Origin of the sequence: Streptomyces formicae (assembly GCF_002556545.1) — a bacterium.
GTDB lineage: Bacteria > Actinomycetota > Actinomycetes > Streptomycetales > Streptomycetaceae > Streptomyces > Streptomyces formicae_A.
Map to the genome: position 1 here is coordinate 7,634,509 of NZ_CP022685.1, position 19,721 is coordinate 7,654,229.

General features: G+C 70.8%; 18 protein-coding genes. 11 read left to right on the top strand and 7 right to left on the bottom strand.

Features of this window, described 5'->3' with window-relative positions; translation table 11 throughout:
- Positions 1–75: 75 nt before the first annotated feature.
- Positions 76–423, top strand: a complete 348-nt coding sequence (locus KY5_RS33245) for an ArsR/SmtB family transcription factor (protein ID WP_098245669.1) — start codon at positions 76–78, stop codon at positions 421–423.
- A 118-nt stretch (positions 424–541) separates the two neighbouring features.
- Here KY5_RS33245 and KY5_RS33250 read toward each other — a convergent pair whose 3' ends face one another.
- The gene (locus tag KY5_RS33250) at positions 542–1,300 is read right to left on the bottom strand and encodes a response regulator transcription factor (RefSeq protein ID WP_098245670.1); all 759 of its coding nucleotides are present in this window, start codon (positions 1,298–1,300) and stop codon (positions 542–544) included.
- Positions 1,297–2,607, bottom strand: a complete 1,311-nt coding sequence (locus KY5_RS33255) for a sensor histidine kinase (protein WP_098245671.1) — start codon at positions 2,605–2,607, stop codon at positions 1,297–1,299. The genes KY5_RS33250 and KY5_RS33255 overlap by 4 nt, the downstream gene beginning before the upstream one ends.
- Before the next feature lie 142 nt (positions 2,608–2,749).
- On the opposite strand from KY5_RS33255, the gene KY5_RS33260 reads away from it, so the two are divergent.
- From KY5_RS33260 to KY5_RS33270, 3 genes are read left to right on the top strand one after another with little or no spacing between them, the layout of a single operon-like run.
- Positions 2,750–3,133, top strand: coding sequence for a DUF4190 domain-containing protein (locus KY5_RS33260; RefSeq protein WP_098245672.1), 384 nt, complete (start codon positions 2,750–2,752; stop codon positions 3,131–3,133).
- 14 nt (positions 3,134–3,147) lie between these two features.
- Positions 3,148–4,662 carry an alpha/beta hydrolase gene (locus tag KY5_RS33265; protein WP_098245673.1) on the top strand — a complete coding sequence of 505 codons (1,515 nt, stop codon included), beginning with the start codon at positions 3,148–3,150 and terminating at the stop codon, positions 4,660–4,662.
- Positions 4,663–4,722: 60 nt separating this feature from the next.
- The gene (locus KY5_RS33270) at positions 4,723–5,943 is read left to right on the top strand and encodes an MFS transporter (RefSeq protein ID WP_098245674.1); all 1,221 of its coding nucleotides are present in this window, start codon (positions 4,723–4,725) and stop codon (positions 5,941–5,943) included.
- Between the two features lie 20 nt (positions 5,944–5,963).
- Here KY5_RS33270 and KY5_RS33275 read toward each other — a convergent pair whose 3' ends face one another.
- On the bottom strand, positions 5,964–6,887 hold the full coding sequence (locus KY5_RS33275) for a hypothetical protein (RefSeq protein WP_098245675.1): 924 nt from the start codon (positions 6,885–6,887) through the stop codon (positions 5,964–5,966).
- 273 nt (positions 6,888–7,160) lie between these two features.
- On the opposite strand from KY5_RS33275, the gene KY5_RS33280 reads away from it, so the two are divergent.
- From KY5_RS33280 to KY5_RS33290, 3 genes are all read left to right on the top strand, one after another.
- The gene (locus KY5_RS33280) at positions 7,161–8,120 is read left to right on the top strand and encodes a helix-turn-helix domain-containing protein (RefSeq protein ID WP_234362984.1); all 960 of its coding nucleotides are present in this window, start codon (positions 7,161–7,163) and stop codon (positions 8,118–8,120) included.
- Between the two features lie 173 nt (positions 8,121–8,293).
- The gene (locus KY5_RS33285; RefSeq protein WP_098245676.1) at positions 8,294–8,899 is read left to right on the top strand and encodes a hypothetical protein; all 606 of its coding nucleotides are present in this window, start codon (positions 8,294–8,296) and stop codon (positions 8,897–8,899) included.
- Between the two features lie 3 nt (positions 8,900–8,902).
- Positions 8,903–9,256: a hypothetical protein gene (locus KY5_RS33290; RefSeq protein WP_098245677.1), complete on the top strand. Its 354-nt coding sequence runs from the start codon at positions 8,903–8,905 to the stop codon at positions 9,254–9,256.
- Positions 9,257–9,300: 44 nt separating this feature from the next.
- On the opposite strand, the gene KY5_RS33295 is transcribed toward KY5_RS33290, so the two are convergent.
- Positions 9,301–10,098 (bottom strand): alpha/beta fold hydrolase, encoded by a 798-nt coding sequence (locus tag KY5_RS33295; protein WP_098245678.1) that lies wholly within the window; start codon positions 10,096–10,098, stop codon positions 9,301–9,303.
- A 168-nt stretch (positions 10,099–10,266) separates the two neighbouring features.
- The gene (locus tag KY5_RS33300) at positions 10,267–11,118 is read right to left on the bottom strand and encodes a chitosanase (RefSeq protein ID WP_098245679.1); all 852 of its coding nucleotides are present in this window, start codon (positions 11,116–11,118) and stop codon (positions 10,267–10,269) included.
- Between the two features lie 264 nt (positions 11,119–11,382).
- Here KY5_RS33300 and KY5_RS33305 point away from each other — a divergent pair, with 264 nt between their 5' ends.
- Complete coding sequence (locus KY5_RS33305; protein WP_098245680.1) at positions 11,383–12,033, top strand: DUF4360 domain-containing protein; 651 nt, start codon at positions 11,383–11,385, stop codon at positions 12,031–12,033.
- 270 nt (positions 12,034–12,303) lie between these two features.
- On the opposite strand, the gene KY5_RS33310 is transcribed toward KY5_RS33305, so the two are convergent.
- Both KY5_RS33310 and KY5_RS33315 read right to left on the bottom strand, forming a co-directional pair.
- Positions 12,304–14,511: an alpha-N-acetylglucosaminidase gene (locus KY5_RS33310; RefSeq protein WP_098245681.1), complete on the bottom strand. Its 2,208-nt coding sequence runs from the start codon at positions 14,509–14,511 to the stop codon at positions 12,304–12,306.
- Between the two features lie 70 nt (positions 14,512–14,581).
- Positions 14,582–15,328: a TetR/AcrR family transcriptional regulator gene (locus KY5_RS33315; protein WP_098247638.1), complete on the bottom strand. Its 747-nt coding sequence runs from the start codon at positions 15,326–15,328 to the stop codon at positions 14,582–14,584.
- Between the two features lie 105 nt (positions 15,329–15,433).
- Here KY5_RS33315 and KY5_RS33320 point away from each other — a divergent pair, with 105 nt between their 5' ends.
- The 3 genes from KY5_RS33320 (at position 15,434) to KY5_RS33330 (ending at position 19,694) form a co-directional block, all read left to right on the top strand.
- Positions 15,434–16,897: an MFS transporter gene (locus KY5_RS33320; RefSeq protein WP_098245682.1), complete on the top strand. Its 1,464-nt coding sequence runs from the start codon at positions 15,434–15,436 to the stop codon at positions 16,895–16,897.
- A gap of 291 nt (positions 16,898–17,188) precedes the next feature.
- The gene (locus tag KY5_RS33325) at positions 17,189–17,551 is read left to right on the top strand and encodes a hypothetical protein (RefSeq protein ID WP_098245683.1); all 363 of its coding nucleotides are present in this window, start codon (positions 17,189–17,191) and stop codon (positions 17,549–17,551) included.
- 307 nt (positions 17,552–17,858) lie between these two features.
- A complete protein-coding gene (locus KY5_RS33330) occupies positions 17,859–19,694 on the top strand; it encodes an alpha-L-fucosidase (RefSeq protein ID WP_098245684.1) in 1,836 nt (611 codons plus the stop codon).
- Positions 19,695–19,721: the final 27 nt, after the last annotated feature.

Sequence of the window (19,721 nt, forward strand, 5' to 3'; positions counted from 1 at the left end):
GGTACGAAAAATTTCGTACCTGAGTGGAGCACAGCCTTCAGGTACGATTCAAGTCGTACCTGAAGGAGGTGTCGCGTGACCGGGAAGAACCTGGTTGGCCCGGAGGCCGATGCGCTCGATCTGGGTGCGGTGTTCCGCGCCCTCGCCGACGATCACCGCCGCTCGGTGCTGACGCAGTTGGCCGCCGACCGCGACGACAGCGAGCGGGGCTGCAACTCGTTCGATCTTCCGATCTCGAAGCAGACCCAGACCCACCACTTCCGCGTCCTGCGCGAGGCGGGTCTCGTGGACGAAATCGACTACGGCAACCGCAAGGGCATCCGGCTGCGACGCGCGGACATCGAGAAGAGGTTCCCCGGGCTGCTCGCCCTCCTGGTGGCGGGGCCTCCGGGATCGGCTGCTCTCAGGACCGACGCGTCCTGAGGCGCCGTACGGTCTCGGGCTCCGAGTGCTCCGTGAGCCCCTCGGCGCCAAGTACGCACTAAATAGTGCGTGGTTCCGCGGCAGGCGCGCAGGCGGGAGCGGGCCGCCTGATGTCGCGTCAGCCCGGCACCCCGGGCACGACCAGGCCGGTCTCGTACGCGATGACCACCGCGTGGGTCCGGTTCTGTGCGCCGAGTTTGGTCAGTACGTTCCCGACGTGCGTCTTCACCGTCTCCAGACTCACTCCGCACGACTCCGCGATGTCCGGATTGGAGCGGCCGGTGGCCATCAGGCGCAGGACCGCCTCCTCCCTGGCCGTCAGTGCCGCCCGCGGCAGCGCGTCGGCGGACTCCCGCGGGCGGGTGGTGACCATCTGACGCAGGGCCGCGGGGAAGAGGATCGCCTCGCCCGCCGCGACCACCCGCACCGCCTCCGCGATCTTGGGGACGGGGAGCCGCTTGAGCACGAAGCCGCTGGCCCCGGCGCTGAGCGCGGCGGTGACGTAGTCGTCGTTCTCGAAGGTGGTGATCACCACGACCTTCGGCGGGGCGGCGGGCCCGGCGAGGAGCTGCCGGGTGGCCTCGATGCCGTTGAGGCGCGGCATCCGTACGTCCATCAGGACCACGTCGGGCCGCGAGCGCCGCGCCCGCTCGACCGCTTCGACGCCGTCGGCGGCCTCCCCGACGACGGCGATCCCGGGCTGCATCGCGAGCAGCGTGCGCAGACCGCTGCGGGTCACCGCGTCGTCGTCCGCGATCAGGAGGGTGGTGCGGTCGGTGGCGTCGGAGGTGTGGGAGTCGTCCGTGGTGTCAGGTGTGACGGCTGCGCTCGCGTCGGGGCCGGTCGCTGCCGCTGCGCTCGCTCGTGAGCCGATCATGCGGGCAACCGTACCGGCAGCCGGACCGCGAGCCGCCAGTGCTCGGGTCCGTCAGGACCGGCCTCGATGTCGCCGTGCAGGAGTCGCACACGCTCCACGAGGCCGGGCAGGCCGTGCCCGGACGTCGGGAAGGCGTCCGGGCTCTTTCCCTTCCCGGCCCCGGCCCCGGCCCCGGCCCCGGCCCCGGCCCCGGCCCCGGCCCCGGCCCCGGCTCCGCTCCCGACCCTGTTGACCACGTCGAGCTCCAGCGAGTCCCCCGCGGCCGTCACCGTGACCCGGATCGGACCGCCCGCTCCGTGCCGCAGCGCGTTCGTCAGTCCTTCTTGCAGGATCCGGTACGCCGCCCGGGACAGCGTGCCCTGCACCTGCGCGTGGTCGCCCGACAGCTCTGGCTCCACCACCGCGCCCGCGTGCCGCAGCCGGTCGAGCAGTTCGGGCAGGTCGGCCAGGGTGCGGGTCGGCGCCGTCCCCGCCTTGTCCTCGCGCAGCATGCCAAGGACGTGGTCCAGGTCCTCCAGGGCGGCCCGCGTCGACTCCTCGATGCTGCGCAGGGCGGCCCGCGCCGCCCCCGGGTCGGCGCCGAGCACCTCGCCCGCCACCGCCGCCTGGATCGTGGCGGCCGTCAGGGTGTGCCCGATCGAGTCGTGCAACTCGTGGGCCAGCCGATTGCGCTCGGCAAGGGCCCGCTCCCGCTCGGCGAGGACCCGCTCCCGCTCGGCCGCCAGCGCGAGTCGCTCGGCCGACGAAGGACCGAGCAGCCTGGGAGCCAGCCACCGCAGGGCCCACGTCACCGCGAGGCACAGGGCCGCCGCCAGGAGCAGGCAGCAGAGCGCCGTCGCCCAGCTCTGCCAGCCGCTCTCCGCCCGCAGCGACCAGCCGTTCACACTCACCCCGGCCTCGGCTCCCGCCCAGCCGCCGGGAAGGAGCAGGGCCGCGCCGAACAGCAGGACGCTCAGCTGCGCCCCCGCCCACCCCAGCACCACATGCGCCAGGAGCCACAGCGGGGTCCGCAGACGGTCGGCACCCCGGGACTCGCCCACGGGATCCGGCAGCGGCACCCCCAGCATCCGCCGCGCGCAGGCGATCAGTACCCGCCGCGTGGTGCGAGCAAGGCCGATCACGCCGATCAGTACGGCCCAGACCAGCGCGGTGAGAGCGAACTGCGCTCCCCAGGAAGCGGATGGCCAAGCCATCGCCGGTAGTGCCGCGAAAGGCAGCAAGGGAAGGCTCGCCAAGGCGCCGCAATAGGCGAAGAGCGCACCCGCGTACGTGGAGCCGCGCAGCAGCGGCCGGATTCCTTTGAACATGGCCAGGTAAGTATGACCGGACGGTCCACCGGCGCCCTCCCTCGATCGGGGGAGGGAATTCTCCCGCCTTTCCGCGATGTGCCCAAGGGCCCCCGAAACCAGAATCGGGGCCTCACCAGTTGATGGGCGAAAGGACGGGCTGATGAACGCCCAGGCAATCGAGACACCGCCGAACCACACGGCACCTGAAACACCGAAGGCACCGAAGGCACCGAAGAACAGTCTGGCCACGGCCGCCATGACACTGGGCATCATCGGCCTGCCCACCTCGGTCGTCCTTGTCGGCGGCCCGCTCGCCGTGATCGGCCTGATTCTGGGCATCGCCGCGCTGATGACGGCCAAGCGGACCGGCACGGGCCGGGGCAAGGCCGTCACCGCGGTGGTGACGTCGTCCCTCGCGATCGTGGTGTCCGGGCTCGTCGCCGTCTTCATGGTCTGGTACGCGAACAAGACGCAGGATTGCTATCAGCCCGACAGTTTCCACCAGTACACGCAGTGCGTCCGCGAGCACCTGAACGGAAATTGAAAGGCCCCACCACCGTGCGAAGCCGAAACACCCTCAAGGCCCCCCTCCTCACCATCGGCCTCGCGGCGGCCGCCCTTTCGGCGCTGGCGCCCGCGACGGTCTTCACCGCCGCCACGGCATCCGACGCCTCCACCGCCGAGAACCCCCTGCGGAAGTACACACAGCAAAAGCTCCATTGGAAACGCTGCGACGCCAAGAGCCCCGCCACCTTCCAATGCGCGACGCTCGAAGTGCCGTTGGACTACGGCGACCCCGGCGGCCGGACGATCGGCATCGCGATGTCCCGGCTGAAGGCGGGGAGCGCCCAGGCACGTCACGGCGTTCTGCTGCTCAACCCGGGCGGCCCCGGCGCCCCGGGACTGCGGCTGCCCGTCGACCCGCTCATGAAGTTCCCCGCGGAAGTGAGGCGGCGGTACGACCTCGTCGGCTTCGACCCGAGGGGCGTCGGGCGGAGCGCTCCCGTCAACTGCGGGCTGACCGCCGACGAACAGGCCGATCATCCGTACAAGGCGGAGACCTTCGCGAAGGACGTGGCCCGGGCCCGTACCTTCGCGGAGAAGTGCCGGGTCGCGGCCGGTGACAAGCTGCCGCACCTCACCACCCGCAACAGCGCCCGTGACATGGACGTCATGCGTGCCGCGCTGGGGGAGAAGAAGATCTCCTACCTGGGGATGTCCTACGGCACCTACCTCGGCGCCGTCTACACGCAGTTGTTCCCCAGGCGGGTCGACCGGATCGTGCTGGACAGCGCGACCGACCCGACCCGGATCTACCGGGGGATGTTCCAGGACATGGCGAAGGCGGCCGAGCAGGCCTTCACGCGCTGGACCGCGTGGACCGCCCGTCGGCACACGACCTACGGCCTCGGCGAGACTCCTGCCGAGGTCCGCAAGGCCTACTGGGACCTGATCGCGCGGGCGAACCGCGAGCCCGTCCCCTTCAAGGGGCAGCCCCTCACCGGCGACGACATCCGTGCCGACAACAGCACGTTCTTCCACGTAAGGAAGGCCGCCGAAAGGATCGCCGCACTGAAGGAGGCGGCGGCCAAGGGGGAGCACCGTCCCTACAAGAACGAGGCGAACGACGCCACCGACGACAACTACCTCTCCATCGCCTGGTCCTCCATGTGCGCCGACACCCGCACCTGGTCGCACGACCCCGAGCGGTACCGCCGCGAGGCGATCCGCGACAAGGCCCGGTACCCGCTCTACGGCGACTTCGCGGCCGCCATCACCCCCTGTGCCTTCTGGCAGCGGGGCAGTGAGCCGCAGACCAGGATCGGCAACGAGGTCGGCGCGCTGATCACGCAGAACGAGTGGGACTCCCAGACGCCCCTCTTCTCCGGCCGGGCCATGCACCGGGCCCTGCGCGGCTCCCTGATGCTCACCGTCGCCGACGGCGAGGGGCACGGCGTCCTCTACGCGCCCGACGGCAACCCCTGCGCGGACCTGGCCGCGACGCGCTACCTGATCACGGGCAGGCTCCCTGCCGAGGACCTGACCTGCCGGGCCACGACCGGGCAGAGGTAGCGACGTCCACGTCGCATTCGTGCCAGACCCCGGCAGGTGCTCGCTGATGGACTCGGCACCATGCCCGCACAGACACCCACGTCGGCCCCGCTCGCCCCGAGCGCGAGCGCGACCGCCGCCGCCCCCACCACCGTCCGCTCGCCCCGCCTCGGCTGGTTCGCCGTCGTCTCCCTCACCCTGGGGCTCTTCTCGATCGTCACCACCGAGATCCTGCCCATCGGGCTCCTCACGCCCATCGGCGACACCTTCGGCGCGTCGGACGGTACGGCGGGGCTGATGATGACGCTGCCGGGGATCCTGGCCGCCGTCGCCGCGCCGGTCGTCACGGTCGGCACCGGCCGCGTCGACCGGCGTCGCATGCTCTGCCTGCTGATGGCCGTGCTCGCCCTCGCGAACTTCCTGGCCGCGTGCGCGCCCGCGTACTGGCTGATGATGGTCTCGCGGGTGCTCGTCGGATGCGTCATCGGCGCGTTCTGGTCCATCGGCGTGGGGCTCGCGGAACGGCTCGTTCCGGCGGAGCGGGTGGGGCGGGCGACCGCGCTGATCTTCTCCGCCGTCCCCCTGGGTTCCGTGCTCGGCGTCCCCGCGGGCACGCTGCTCGCCCAACTCGCGGGCTGGCGTGCGGTGTTCGTCACGATGGGCGTCCTCACGCTGGGCGTACTCGCCGCGCTCCTCGTGTCCCTGCCACCGCTCGCGCCCCAACAGGTCACCCGGCTCGCCGTCCTGCGCGACCTGCTCGGCACCGCCCGCGCCCGCGCCGGTCTCGCCGTGACGTTCCTGATCGTGACCGCGCACTTCGCCACGTACACGTACGTCACCCCGTTCCTGGCCGACGTGACGCACGCGGGACCGGGCCTGATCACCGCCTTCCTGCTCGCCTACGGCACCGCGGGCATCGTCGGCAACTTCCTGGCGGGCGCCTGGGTCCGGCGCGCGCTGCGGACCACCTTCGCCCTCGCGGCGGTGCTCGTCGCCGCGGCGACCCTGCTCCTGCCGCTCCTCGGCACGAGCCGCCCCGGCGCGCTCGCGCTGCTCCTGGTGTGGGGCCTCGCCTACGGTGCCGTGCCGGTGTGTTCACAGACCTGGTTCGCGACCGCCGCGCCGCACGCGCCCGAGGCGGCGTCCGTCCTGTTCACCTCGTCGTTCCAGGCGACGCTCTCGTTCGGCGCGCTGGCGGGTGGCGCGGTCGTGGACGCGGCCTCCGTCTCCGTGGTGATGGTGGCGGGAGGGGCCGCCGCGGTCCTCGCGGCGACGGCCGCGGTCTGTCGCCCCCGGGGCTGACGACGGAGGCCGACGAGGGCTCAGCCGAGCTTGTTCACCGATGTCACCACCGCCCCCGCGTTCTCGTCGTCCGTGCCGAGCAGCACCGTCCGCGTGCCCGGCACGCACTCCACCGCCTCTATCTTGTGGCCCTTGAACTTCCGCAGGACTTCGGGGGACTTGGCGATGCCGAGCCGTACCTTCCCGGTGCGTCCGACGGACACCGTGCCCGCGTCGCTGACCGCCGAGTCGAACGGTCCGTCGTCGCCCGCGTCCGACGCCGAGCCGACGAGCAGACGGCCCGAGGCGGTGACGCTGAGGTCGGAGGCGTGGCGTACGGCACCCTTCGGGTAGGCGGCGCGGAAGCGGGCGGTGGTGACCGGGCCGAAGTCCGCCTCGCCGTACTCGTTGAAGCCGAACGCGGCCGCACGCACGACCGAGGGCCGCTCCTTGCCCGCACCGCGATCGGCCCAGACCGCCACCGTCTTCCCGTCCCGCGCGGCCAGCGTGAAGCTCTCGTAGTCGTCGCCGTCGGCGATCGCGGGCAGCGGCGAGGTGTCGAGGACCCGCACCTCGGAGCCGGTGACCTTCAGGTGGTAGACGAGACCGCGGCTGGCGAGCGCCACGTACTCGCCGGAGGCCCCGGGCACCGCCTCGATCGCCTCCAGGTCGATCGGCTCGGCGCCGCCGGACCAGGCCAGCGGCTCTATGAGGGCGGACTTCCCGGGCCGATAGGTGAGTTCGGCGACGCGGTTCTGGCCGGGCTTCTTGTTGTCGCGTACGACGAGCGCGTGCGTGGCACCGCCCGCGCGGCCGGTGAGGGCGAGACCGCTGATGCCGGAGCGGATGTCGTCACCGGCCCGCTGCCAACCGTCGTCGACGGCGGAGGCGGCGGGGACGGCGGGGGCCCCTGAGGTGAGGAACGCGGCGGTGACAGTCGCGAGAACGGTCGTACGGAGGAACATGGGGATCTTTCACCTCGGTGCGTGTTGACGCGCGTAGAGCGGGAGTTGGCCGGGACCGTACCCATCTCCACCGGGGTGAGGCAAGGGGCATGCGTGGACGAGACGCACGGGCGAACGCGGAGCTGCGGCCGCCGAAAAGCAACGACGGCAAGAAAGAGCTGTTCCTGGATCTCCGGTAATGGTCCGAGTATGTACGGGTCAGTTGGATGTGGAACATCAGCCGATCCTGCGGCGGGAACGAGAAGGGGAGGGGGAGTGTCGCGGGTGTCGGCCATGCGCCGCCGTGGCGAATTACCGCTGCGGCGCATACGCGCCAAGGGCAGCGCCAGACGGTCGATGGGGGAATTCATGCAACATTTAAGCTGTCCACAGGGGCAGTGGGAAACGGCCACCGCCTCGCCCGATGCCCGGCTGCGGCCGGGCGTGCAGAGCTACCGGGGGTTCCGCCTGGACCTCGACCGGCCGCGGACCCGGCTCGAAGTGCCGGACGGCGTCGTGACCTTGGTGCTGGCCTTCGACCGCGCGGTGGAGCTGGCCGACGCGGTGGACCCCACCCTGCCGACGGCCACGCACCGGTCGATGATCTCAGGACTGAGTACCCACGCGACCTACGGCCGACACGACGGAAAGCTGTACGGCCTGGAGGTCATCCTCGCCCCCTGGGCGGCGTTCTCCCTGTTCGGGACGCCCATGCGAGAGCTCTCCGAGTGCTTCACCGACCCGGCGGAGCTGCTCGGCCACCGCTTCCCGCTGCTCACCGAGGAACTCGTGGCGGCCGGGGGATGGGCCGAGCGCTTCGACCGTCTGGACGCGACGCTCGTGCGGTGGATCGGGGCAGGGCCGCCTTCCTCGCCCCGGGTGCGCTACGCCTGGCGGGAACTCGTCCGCTCCTCCGGGACCATCCCGATCCGGCTGCTCGCGGAGCGGACCGGGTGGGGCTGGCGGCAGTTCGAGCACCGCTTCCGCGAGCAGATCGGACTGACCCCGAAGGCCGCGGCCAGGGTGCTTCGCCTGCGCAGAGCCCTTCGGCTGCTCACGGAAGTCCGTTCTCCGTCCCGGGTCGCCGCCGCCTGTCATTTCAGCGATCAGGCCCACTTCGCGCGGGAGTTCAAAACCATGATCGGATGCACTCCCCGGAAATTCCTGGCCATCCGAAGTGGCATCCACGAGGGTCCGGTGATCGCCGACAGAGTACAAGGCGAGATCACCAGTGCCGTTCTGGCCATTGAATGAACCAGGTCGAAGGCGGGGTGAGGAAACCGAATTCAGGCCGCCTGCGAACCCACTGCGAATTTCTTCAATACCGTGGTTGCGGGAGCCCGCCAGGGTGTGGACGCCATCCGGCACCCGGGACCCCGTTCCTCGACGGGCCGGCCCCGGGGCTTCGTCGAAAGGAAGTGGCAGACATGCGCTTGCGCACCCACATCGCGATCACCGCGGGAGCGGCTCTCCTCGGCGCGGCGGGCATCGCCGCCCCGGCACTCGCCTCCGGCACCGCCGACACGACGAACGGCACAGTGGCGAACGGCGCCGCGGCGTTCCGCTCCGAAGCGGCTCGCGACGGGCTGAGCGCCCAGCAGATCAGTGGCCTCCAGAAGCGGGTGGACTCCTTCCTCGCCACGTCCGGCGGCACGCAGATCGCCGCCAACAAGATCGCCGTGAAGGGCGGTTCGGTGACACTCACCGTCCCGGGAGAGAAGTACGCGCGCGCCCTCAACAGCGGCCTCGACGGCAATTCCCCCGCCACGGCCCTGGGGAACTGCCCCTACTACGACTTCTGCGGTTACAAGGGCGCCAACTACTCCGGCAGCCAATGGAACGTCGCGTCGTGCAGCCTGCACGAGATCCCCGACGGCTGGAACAGCGGCGGCTCGTGGATCAACAACCAATCCTCGGGGACGCGGGCGCGCATGTACAACAAGAGCAAGGCCCTCATCTACACCACGCCCGGCGCGTACTCCTTCGACCCGAGCGGCGACTGGGGTCCCGTCTGGTACGTGAGGCCCTGCTAGGCCATGCGGTTGACGAAGCGCGCGGCGATCGCGTGCGGCGCGGCTCTGCTGGGGGCGGGCCTCGCCGCGACCCCCACCGCGGCGGCGGGGGCTCCCTCGTCGGCCACCCTCCCGTGCGGCCGGGGCAGCTTCTGCGCCTACGACGACCCCAACGGCCTTCCGGGAACGGTGTGGACGTTCTCTTCGTGCGGCTTCCACGAAGTCCCCGACAGGGACCTCGGCGCGTGGGTCAACGCCCGACAGGACTCCGTCAGGATGTACGACAAGAACGGCCATGTCGTGCTCACGGCGCGACCGGGCGAGTCCCGGACCCACTTCGACTGGAGCCCCATCTGGTACATCCGCCTCTGTGACTGAGGTGAGCGCCACCGGAGGGCCGCGCCGCTGACGGCGTGGCCCTCTCAGCGCATCCGCTCGCCGAGGAACGCGGTGATGAGCTTGAGCCACTCCTCCGGGCGCTCGGCGAACGGCAGGTGGCCCGTGGGGATCTCGACCAGCTCGGCGCCCGGGATTCCCGCGGCGACTTCGCGGTGCAGGTCGGGCGTGACGAGGAGGTCTTCGGTCGTCGATATCACCAGGGTCGGGACGGTGACGCGCGCCAGGTCGTCGCGGACCTCGACGCGGGTGACCAGGTCGGCGTGCTCGGCCGAGCCCTCGGGGAGCGACTGTGCGGTCCCCTGCACCAGGGCGTCCACGTCGGCGGCGGGGAGCGATTCGAGGACCGTGGCCCCCAGGGCCAGGGGGACGAGGAACTGTGCCAGGGGTGCGTGGGCACCGGAGGCGTAGAGGTCGCGCCAGTGCGTGGCGTTCAGGCGCAGTCGGGCGTTGGGCCGGGCGAACGGGGCGGTCAGGACCAGGCCCGTGACCCGCTCGGGGTGGCGGACGGCGGCCCGGACGGCGACGGCGGTGCCCAGTGAGTACCCGATCAGCGTGAAGGTGTCCACGCCCTCCGCGACGGCGGCGGCCACCAGTTGGTCGGCCAGTTCGTCGAGGCTGAGCGGGGTCGTGGAGCGCGGGGTGTCGCCGGTGCCCGGGAAGTCGACGCCGACCACGGTGTGACCGGCGCCCAACTCGTCCAGGATCGGGCCGTAGTTGGCGGCGACGCTGCCGCCCGCGCCATGGGCGAGGAGCAGTCCAGGCCCTTCGCCGCGGACGACGGTGCGGGCGAAGGCCGGTTCGGGCAGGGCGATGTGAGACATGGGATGCTCCCCCGTGCTTTCTGTAGCGGTCGCTATGGATAGAACCGTAGCAGCTTTATCTATCGACCGCTACACAATCTTTACGAAGAACACCCCGGGGCCACGTGACGCGATCCCGGGGTGTGCGGCCTCGACGGCCGTGACGGCAGTGCCCGTCGGCGGGAATGCTCAGCCGATGTGGAACGACTCCCCGTACACCTTCCAGTCCAGCGGAGTGTTCAGGTTGAGGTTGCCCTTCTTGAGGAAGACCCGCTGCGCGGTGTCGACCCGGCTGGTGTCCTCGTGCGCCTCCTCCTGCTTCATCGCCCAGACGCGCGCGTCGAGGAAGGCGTTGAGGTACTTGACCTCGTCGCCGCCCTGGGCCGGCGTCTTGGCCGAACGCAGCGCGCGCTTGCGGATGTTGCTGAAGCTGGTGGAGTCGCCGCCGTCGCCGTGCATGACGATCGCGTCGTAGTAGGCGAACTGGCCCAGCACGCCGATCCCGTCGGTCTTGCCCTGCTTGACGGCCGGGTTGAAGTAGACGCGGTCGCGCTCGTCGTTCTGCGCCTTTTGGAAGTCCGGGTCCTTGGCGGCCTTCGCCCAGTCCTTGGTGTACGTCGGGTCGAGGCCCTCGTGCGAGTCGGTGCCGTCGACCTCGCGCAGCGCGGGCAGGTACTTGGCGAGCACGTTGTTCGGCTTGCGCTTGGTGTAGAGCTCGACGAGGTCGAGCATGTCGCCGGTGCCGGAACAGAAGCCGATGATCCCGGCGGTGTAGCCGCGCTCGTCGCCGATGTCCTCGATGTAGCCGTACTGCTTCTTCCAGTCGAGCGAGGAGTTCTCCGCGCTGCAGACGATCTGCATCGCGATCTCCTTCTTCGCCGGGTCGTCGAGCCCGCCCGCGTTGATCCTGGGGGAGGTCTGGGTCGCGGTGGCCGTCTGCGTGGCGATGATCGGACCCGCCACGGCTGCGGCGCCGATGAAGGCCAGCAGGGTGCGGCGTGAGGTGTGGGTGGTGCGCGGGCTTATGTGGGGGGTCTCCACGAGAGCCTCCTAGGGGGAGTTCGAGCGGGAGTTCATGGTTCCGCGTTCTGTTAGGAAGGTTTCCTACCAGAGATTCGACGTGACGTATACCCGTCAAGCAGCGTTTGGATCGGTGGCGTCGATTGGCCGGACATCGCGCTGTCCGCCGGATCCATTGGTCCGTACGATCCCCACGCTCACGCAATCCGCTCCAGGCGCCTGCAGCCCGCTCATCGCACCACAGCTCTTCTCCAACTCCCCACCTCAGTAATGGAACGGAGAACCATGGCTGGTGCACTGCTGCTGACCGGCGCCGTCGCGGCGCTGTTCGGCTCGACGCTGCCCGCGCAGAACACGTCGGCGATCCTCGACCCGCCCCCGGACAAGATCGTCATCGAGGTCGCCACGGTGAACGGTTCCGGCTGCCCCGCCGGAACCGCGGCCGTCGCCGTCTCCGAGGACAACACGGCGTTCACGGTGACGTACAGCGACTACCTCGCCCGCGCGGGTGCCGGGGCCGACCCCACGGCCTTCCGGAAGAACTGTCAGCTCAACCTGATCGTGCACGTTCCGCAGGGCTTCACCTACGCGATCGCCAGTGCGGACTATCGCGGTTACGCCTCGCTCCAGCCGGGTGCCAAGGGCACGGAGAAGGCGTCGTACTACTTCCAGGGCTCGCCCCAGACGGCCGCGATCAGCCACGAGTTCAAGGGCGTCTACAACGACAACTGGCAGGCCACGGACAGTACGGACTGGGCCCAGTTGGTGTGGGCGCCGTGTGGTGTGCGGCGCAACTTCAACATCAACACGGAGTTGCGGGTGGATGTGGGGTCGTCCGATCCGGCGAAGTCCAGCTTCATGACGATGGACTCGACGGACGGGGACATCAGTACCGTGTACCACTTGGCGTGGAAGGACTGCCCGCGTCGGCCGTGAGGTGATGTCGGGGCTGCGCCCCCTTGGCCCCCTACGGGGTGGGGGCGTGGCCCTGCGTCCTTTGGCCGCGGGCCCGCTTGGGCTGATCGCGCAGTTCCCCGCGCCCCTTACGGGGCGCCCCCTGGCGGGGAAAATGGGCGGCCGACCCCGACGGGCCGAGGGACGCGGGAAACCGCACGACCAGCCCCGTCGCAGTTAGGGGCGCGGGGAACTGCGCGACCAGCCACGATGCGCCCGCAGCCTACGAACCGTCCCCCCCGGCCCCCGGGCCTACTCCCCGCCCGAGAGCCTCCTCCGCACCCGCGCCGCGACGGCATACGTATCGCCCGAAGGGCGGGTGGCGAGGCGACCGGGATCGCGGATCCACGCCTCCTCGACGGCGTACCAGTCGATCACGTCAGCCGCCCGCCCCCGCGCCAACGCGTCCCGCAACTCCGCGAAGTAGCGCGACCAGCGCAGCCGGTAGAGCCCGCCGACCAAGCCCGCCCACTCACGGTTGGCGTAATCCCGCAGACCCGCGTCCGCCCCGGCGCGCGTGCCCCAGACCGTGAGCAGGGAGAGCTGGTCGTACGCGAGCTCCGCACGCTCCTTGTCGGTGGTGCCCCACGATCGCGCGTCGGCGACCCAACGGCCGAGGAGGTGGCGGGAGTCCGTGGCGACCAGGCGTTCCAGCAGGTCCATCAGGTCCAGCCAGTCGCGGGTCAACCGGTCGAAGCGCGCCGCGTCCCCGCCCTCGTACGCCTCCTTGATGCGAGGAAGCAGGACGCGGCTCCGGTTGGAGAGGGCCTGGCGCGCGACGTCGAGCAGGTCGCGCCGGTACGCGGACGAACCGCGCAGGTCCCGCCGCACGGCGAGCAGTTCGGCGAGGGCGGGCTCGAACTCCGCGGGGTCGTAGCGCATCTTCTTGGGGGACCAGGCCGCCGCCGATGTCGCGGACAGGTCGGGGCGCGCGCCGAACAGGCCGTCGGCGCCCTCGGCCCACTCGTCGGCGCGGGTCGTGCCGTAGGCCGTGCGGCGCAGGACGTCCCAGGCGGCGGTGGCGTGCGGGTCGCGCGCTCCGTAGCGGGCCTCCGCCCACTCGCTGAACCATCTCTTGAGGTCCAACTCACCTGTGCGCCAAGCCAGTTCGGAGAAGAGCTCGAAGGCCGCGGGGTTGTTGTCGGCGGCCTCCGGCATGAGCGAGATGCCGCGCATCGTGCTGCCGTCCTTGGTGCGCCACTTCTCGTAGAGGGCCGCCCAGTCGGGGGTGTTGGCGCCGAGCGCGGTGTGTCCGCCGAAGTTCCAGATGGAGCCGAAGGTGTACGGCGTGGCGCCCCAGTCGGCCTCGCGGTCGGTGACGTGGGGGAAGCGGTCGGAGAGGCCGTCGACGACGAGCATCCGCTCCGTGTCGACGGCGTCGGTGATGGCCTTCGGGGGATTGTGCTGCCAGCCGAGGATCACCCAGGTGGCACCGGGGTGGGCGGTCCGCAGCGCCTTCTCGACGCCCTTGGCCGCGTCGCCGACGGGTACGTCGCCGGGCTTTCCGCCCTCGTGGAGCAGGTCCATCTTGTACATCGTGGTCGGGCCGAGGAGCGCGTCCTGCGCGCGGTAGAACGCGGCGGCCACGCGGGCGAAGTGGCCGGTGCGCGGATCCAGCCACTCCGGTCGGGTGAAGCCCACCCACTCGCCCTGCGGGACCGTCCTCGCGCCCGGGTTCCGGTCGGTGAAACCGGTCGGCACGGTGCCGTAGTAGCCGGGCAGGACCGGTGTCATGCCGAGCTCGCGGAGCCGGTCGCAGACGCGGCGGCCCAGGTGGGCGCGGGCGTCGAGGAGTTGTCGCGACACGGGGTGCGGGAACGACGACATGTTCTGCAGGAGCCACCACGGCTGGTGCGCCGGGCCCGGGATCCAGGCGCGCAGCTCCTCGTCCGTGTAGCCGAACTCCTGGAAGACGCGGTGCTGGACGGTGTCGGCGCCGAGGTACACGAGGACCTCGTTGTAGCCGTGCAGCGCGAGCACGTCGATCTCGCGCTCCCAGTAGGCCCAGTCGTGGTAGGCGCCGGTGTAGCCGTCGTTGGTGTCGTTGAGTACGAAGCGGTGGGGGACGTTGGCCGTGCCGGTGAGGGGACGGGTGGGCGCGGGCAGCCGCTTCGGCAGGTCGGTCTGGCTGCCCGCCCAGGTGATGTTGGCGTGCGCGGTGTGCTTCAAGTAGTGGCGCAGGCCCGCGAGTTGGACGGCGGGGGTGGGTCCTTCGACGGTGATGTCGCCGGGGCGGCCGGTCACCCGGAAGGCGTCCGCGTCGGCGGCCGGGGTCGCATGGAAGGTCAGCTGGTCCCCGTGGCGGGGGAGCAGTCGTCGGGCCGCGTCGGCGGCGGCGTCCCCGCGCGGGGCGGGGGCGCCGCCGGAGGGAACGCCGTCGGCGGCGCTGCCGGAACAGGCGACGGCGGCGCCTGCGGTACCGGCGATGCCGGTGAGGAAGGTGCGGCGGGGCAGTGGCATGCGGGCTCCGTGGGGCCGGGGGCGGTGCGGTGCGGGCCGTGGTGTTTCCTGCCCCGTCCGGCCCGGGTCGCTAACCGATCGGCCCCCGCGCGAGTCCGCCGAGCAGCGTCGTGAGGGTGAACTCGAAGCGCTCGTGCCCCTCGCCGGAGGTCAGCTCCTCGATGTGGGCGACCGTGCTCGGGAACGCGTCACGGGGCAGCATCCGGTACCGCTCCGCGACCGCGTCCCTGTCCAGGACGCGCTGGTCGGCCCCGCTGTCGGGGCGGTAGCGCAGCGACACCTCGAAGCAGTAGGCCGAGACGTAGAGGAACGCGGCGTCGATCGCCCACGCGGCGGGCCGGGGCGGCACCCCCGCGGCCAGCAGGATCGTCAGCATGCCTTCGCTGAGCCGCAGCGCCTCCAGGCTGTTCGGGGCGGAGGCCAGCGCGACGCGGGAGATCCCGGGATAGCGCAGGTACTCGTCGCGCAGGGAACGGCAGATCTCCAGCATCTGCTCCGTGGCCCGCGCCGGGTCGGGCTCCGGCACGGGCACCCTGCCGCACAGCTCGCTGATCAGCAGCTCGTCCAGCTCGGCCTTGTTGCGTACGTGTGCGTACAGCGAGGCGGGGCCGGTCTGGAGCGCGGCGGCGACCCGGCGCATGGTCAGCGCGTCGAAGCCCTCGGCCTCGACGAGCCCGAAGGCCGCCTCCATGATCCGCCCGACCGTGATGGGGGCCTTGCCCTGCCGCTCGGTCCTGCCCGGCTCGCTCAGCGCTGCAATCTTCGCCGCCCACTCGTCACGCGTCTCGGCGTGACCTGGAGCCCTCTTGTTGGCCATGCCACCCAGCATAGCTTGACCCGAACGGTGTTCGTGTGTAGAACAGCATTCGTAGCACGAACACTGTTCGTCGTCGCCTCCCTTGTCCCGCCCGAGAGGAATCCCATGTCGTCCCCACGCGTCACCCAGGAACGCCCGGCGGCCGAGCCGTCCGGCGCGTTCCGTTCCCTGCGAGAAGCGTGGGTGGCTCTGGTGGGCCTCTCCGCGGTCTTCCTGTTCGAGATGATGAGCAACACCGTCCTCAACGTCGCCCTGCCCACGATCGGCCGCGATCTCGCGGCTCCGACGGTCGCGTTGCAGTGGGTGACGAACGGCTACTCGGTGGTGTTCGGCGCGCTGATGCTGGTGTTCGGCGTGGTCGCCGACCGGCTCGGCCGCCGCCGCGTGATGCTCGTCGGCCTGGCCCTGCTCGGCGTGGCGAGCCTGGCGACGGTGGCCGTCACCGACACCGGCGAGCTGATCGCCGTCCGGGCCGTGATGGGCCTCGCGGCCGCGATGACCACGCCGGGGACCATGGCGATGGCCTTCCGGCTGTTCGGCGAGGAGGGGCTCCGGGTCCGGGCGATCACTCTGATCTCCACCGTGGGCATGGTCGGCCTGGCGATCGGCCCGACCGTGGGCGGCCTCGTGCTCTCCTTCGCCCCGTGGCAGCTCCTGCTCCTGATGAACGTGCCGATCGTGGTGCTCGCGATCGTCGGCATCCGGCTCGGCGTCCCGGCCGACGACCCCGCCGACCTGCATCGGGCGCCCGCCGACCTGGCCGGTGGCGTGCTCGGCACCGCGACGATCGTGCTCGCGCTCGTCGCGCCCACCCTGTTCGAGCACTCGGGCGCCGGATCGTGGGCGCCGTGGGCTGCCGTCGCCGGGTTCTTCGCGGCGGCGATCCTGTTCGTCGTACGTGAGCGATCGACCGCACACCCGCTGCTGGACCTCGCGCTCGTCGCCCGGCCCAAGGTCTCCGGCGGCCTCGCCTACAAGGCGGCCGCGGGCCTCGCGAACGCCGGGCTCGCCTACCTGGTGACCCTGCAACTGCAACTCGACCGGGGCTGGTCGCCCGCCCTCGCCTCCCTCGGCATGCTGCCCCAGGTCGTCGTGCTGATCGCGGGCGGCCCGTTCGTCCACCGCTTCGTCGCACGGGTCGGCATCGACCGCGCCGCCTGGATCAGCGCGGGGTCGGTCGTGGCCGGGCTCGCCGTCTACACCGTGTTCGGCACGTTCGGCTACCCGTGGGTGGCGGCCGCGCTGGTGTTCGTCGCCGCGGGCCTGCGGGTCGTCGGCGCGGCGGCCGGGGTCAACGTGCTGGACGGCCTGCCCCGCAACCGCACCTCGACCGGCGCGGCGCTCCTCGACACCGCCGCCGAGGTCACCGCCGCGGCCGGCGTCGCCGTGGTCGGCACCGTGCTCGCCGCGGTCTTCGTCGGCAACGTCACCGCCGGACACTGGAGTTCGGCGCAGACCGGGCAGTTCCGGGAGGCGGCCACCGTCTCCGGGGCGGTGCTCACGGTGGTTTCGGCGGCGCTGGTGGGGTGGGCCATACGGCGGACTCGCCCCGGGGCGGTTGAGCGGTAGATCAGCGCCTCCGCACCCTCGGCCCCCGGGCCCTGGCTCCGGCTCCAGCCGGGCCGCGTGGGGCCGCCTGGGCAACACCGGCGCCCGTCCGCCACCACGGTCGACGCGGCGCCTCTGAAACGGCATGTCCTTCCGTGGGTGTTCCGCTGGACGGACCGGAATCTGAGGGTTCGCCACCTTGCGGGAAACACTGGGTACGCCGCATCTCGAACAGCGAAATGCGGCCCAACTCACCTTGTGCTCAGGGGAGTTGGCAAGAAGTACTTCGCGAGCACGGATCGGAGAACAGCCATGACGACAGTCAATTCGACCAACGCCGTCACCCCCAAGTTCCAAAAGGACGTGCAGGAGGCGGCTCGGGACGCGAGTGCCGAGGCGATCGGCGGCAACGTCGGCGAGGTGTGGCGCAGCGCGCAGTGGTGGAGCCCGGGGAACGGGGCGTGGGACCTGCCGATCTCCTTGAGCGTGATCAACCCGAACTCGACCGTGGTCATCACGGCTTCCGAGGTCGACGGCAACGGCAACAGGTTCGTCGGCTCCGCGCCGTTCCAGGTGGACAACATCGCCCCCGGCAGCGGGGTCGTATGGTTCAAGATCAACATTGGTTGGGGCAGCCCGCTTCCGATGCGTACGGACGTGGTCGTCTTCAACTGATTCAACTTCAACGGATTCAACTGAGAGACGCCTCCCCGGCCGAGGGCTCGGGAGGTGGTGTGCGGGGAGGGCTCCGGGGCGGCGGAAGGCTGCCCCGGAGCCCGGGCCGTGGGTCGCAGGGCCGCAAGGCCGCCGAGGCGCCTCCGTCGTCAGAGCAGTGCGAGACGCCTCAGTCATCGGAGCAGTAGAGGTGCGACAAGGGCAACCCAGCGGAGAATCGCGCCAGTTGACCCCATTGACATCCGATGTATTCGTCCCTACGTTCCCGAGCGACCCCCCCAACCTAGGGAACCCCGGGAGCCGCCCCATGCGCCACAGAGCCACTGGAATCGCCCTGCTCCTCGCCGTGGCCCTCGTCGGCACGGCCGCCATGTCGACCGCGTCCGCCGTTCCGAACGACGCCCCCGCCCAGGACAGCGCGCGGCCCGCGGGGCCCGGCACCGACCACGCCACCGACGACCCCTTCACCGCCGACCGCACCAACTGGTTCCGCCAGGACCGGTTCGGGATGTTCATCCACTTCGGCGCGTACTCGAACCTGGAGGGCGAGTACAAGCGTCCCGACGGGACCGTCTGCCGCGACGCCGAGTGGATCAAGCGGCAGTGCGACATCCCCATGGACGCGTACGAGAAGCAGGCGCAGGGCTTCAACCCCGCCGACTTCGACGCCAAGGCCGTCGTCAAGGCCGCCAAGGACGCCGGGATGAAGTACATCGTCATCACGTCCAAGCACCACGAGGGCTACGCGATGTGGCCGACGAAGGTCAACGACTGGAACCTGCGCGACCATTCGTCCTTCGACAAGAACCGCGACATCCTCGCCGAGCTGAAGAAGGCATCCGACGACGCGGGCATCAAGCTCGGCTTCTACTACTCGATCTGGGACTGGCACGACAAGGACTTCGCGGACCCGGCCACCTTCCCCCGGTACGAGAAGCGCATGTACGCCCAGCTCAAGGAGCTGGTCGACAACTACGACCCGGCGCTGCTCTGGTTCGACGGCGAGTGGGACACCGACAATCCGCACAACCCGTGGACGTCCAAGGACGGCGAGAAGCTGGAGGCGTACCTCCGCGGCCTCGACCCCGACCTCGTCATCAACAACCGCGTCGGCAAGCGCCGCGTGGTCGACGGCGACTACGGCACCCCCGAGCAGGAGATCCCGGGCGCCCCGGTCGACGGCCAGCTCTGGGAGTCCTGCATGACCCTCAACGGCCACTGGGGATACGCCCGTTACGACGAGGACTGGAAGTCCGCCCGGACCCTGACCCGCAACCTCCTCTCCACCACCTCGCGCAGCGGCAACTACCTCCTCAACGTGGGACCCGACGCGCGCGGCCGCGTGCCCCAGCCCTCCGTCGACCGCCTGAAGCAGATGGGCGACTGGCTGCGCACGGCGGGCCAGGGCGACGCGGTCTTCGGCGCCCGCTACGGCGGTCTCGTCGAGGAGCCCGCCTGGGGTTCGGTCAGCAGGAAGGGAGACAAGCTCTACGCGGCGGTCACCCAGTGGCCATCGGCGGGCGGTTCCCTGCACCTGACGGCGCGTACGGCGTTCACGGTGAAGGCCGCCCGCGTCCTCGGCAGCGGCCAGAAGGTGACCGTCACCAAGGCGGGCGACGGCTACGACATCAAGCCGTCCGGCGCGGCCACCAACGACACCGCGACGGTCGTCGAGCTGACCGTCGACCCCGGACCCACGGCACGGCCCGGGCGCGGCAAGGGCCTCAAGCAGGAGGTCTTCGACAACGCGAGGTTCGAAGGCGCCCCGAAGGTCACTCGCGTCGACCCCACCCTCAACCACGCCTGGAAGTTCGCCGGTTCGCCGGACGCGTCGATCCCCGCCGACAACTTCAGTGTCCGCTGGACCGGTTCGATCGAGCCGCGCCGCACGGAGACGTACACCCTGACCACGATCTCGGACGACATGGCCCGCGTCTGGATCGACGGCAAGCTCGTCATCGACTCCTGGTCGCCGCACGAGCCGAGGATCGACAAGGCGCAGGTCGCCCTCACCGCGGGCAAGCGCCACTCGATCAAGGTCGAGTACGCGGAGCAGACGGGCGAGGCCCATCTGAAACTGCTCTGGTCGAGCCCCGGGCAGGAGCAGCAGGTCGTGCCGAAGAGTCAGTTGTACGCGAGGTGAGCACGGCGTAGTCCGTTCGCTTTGTGG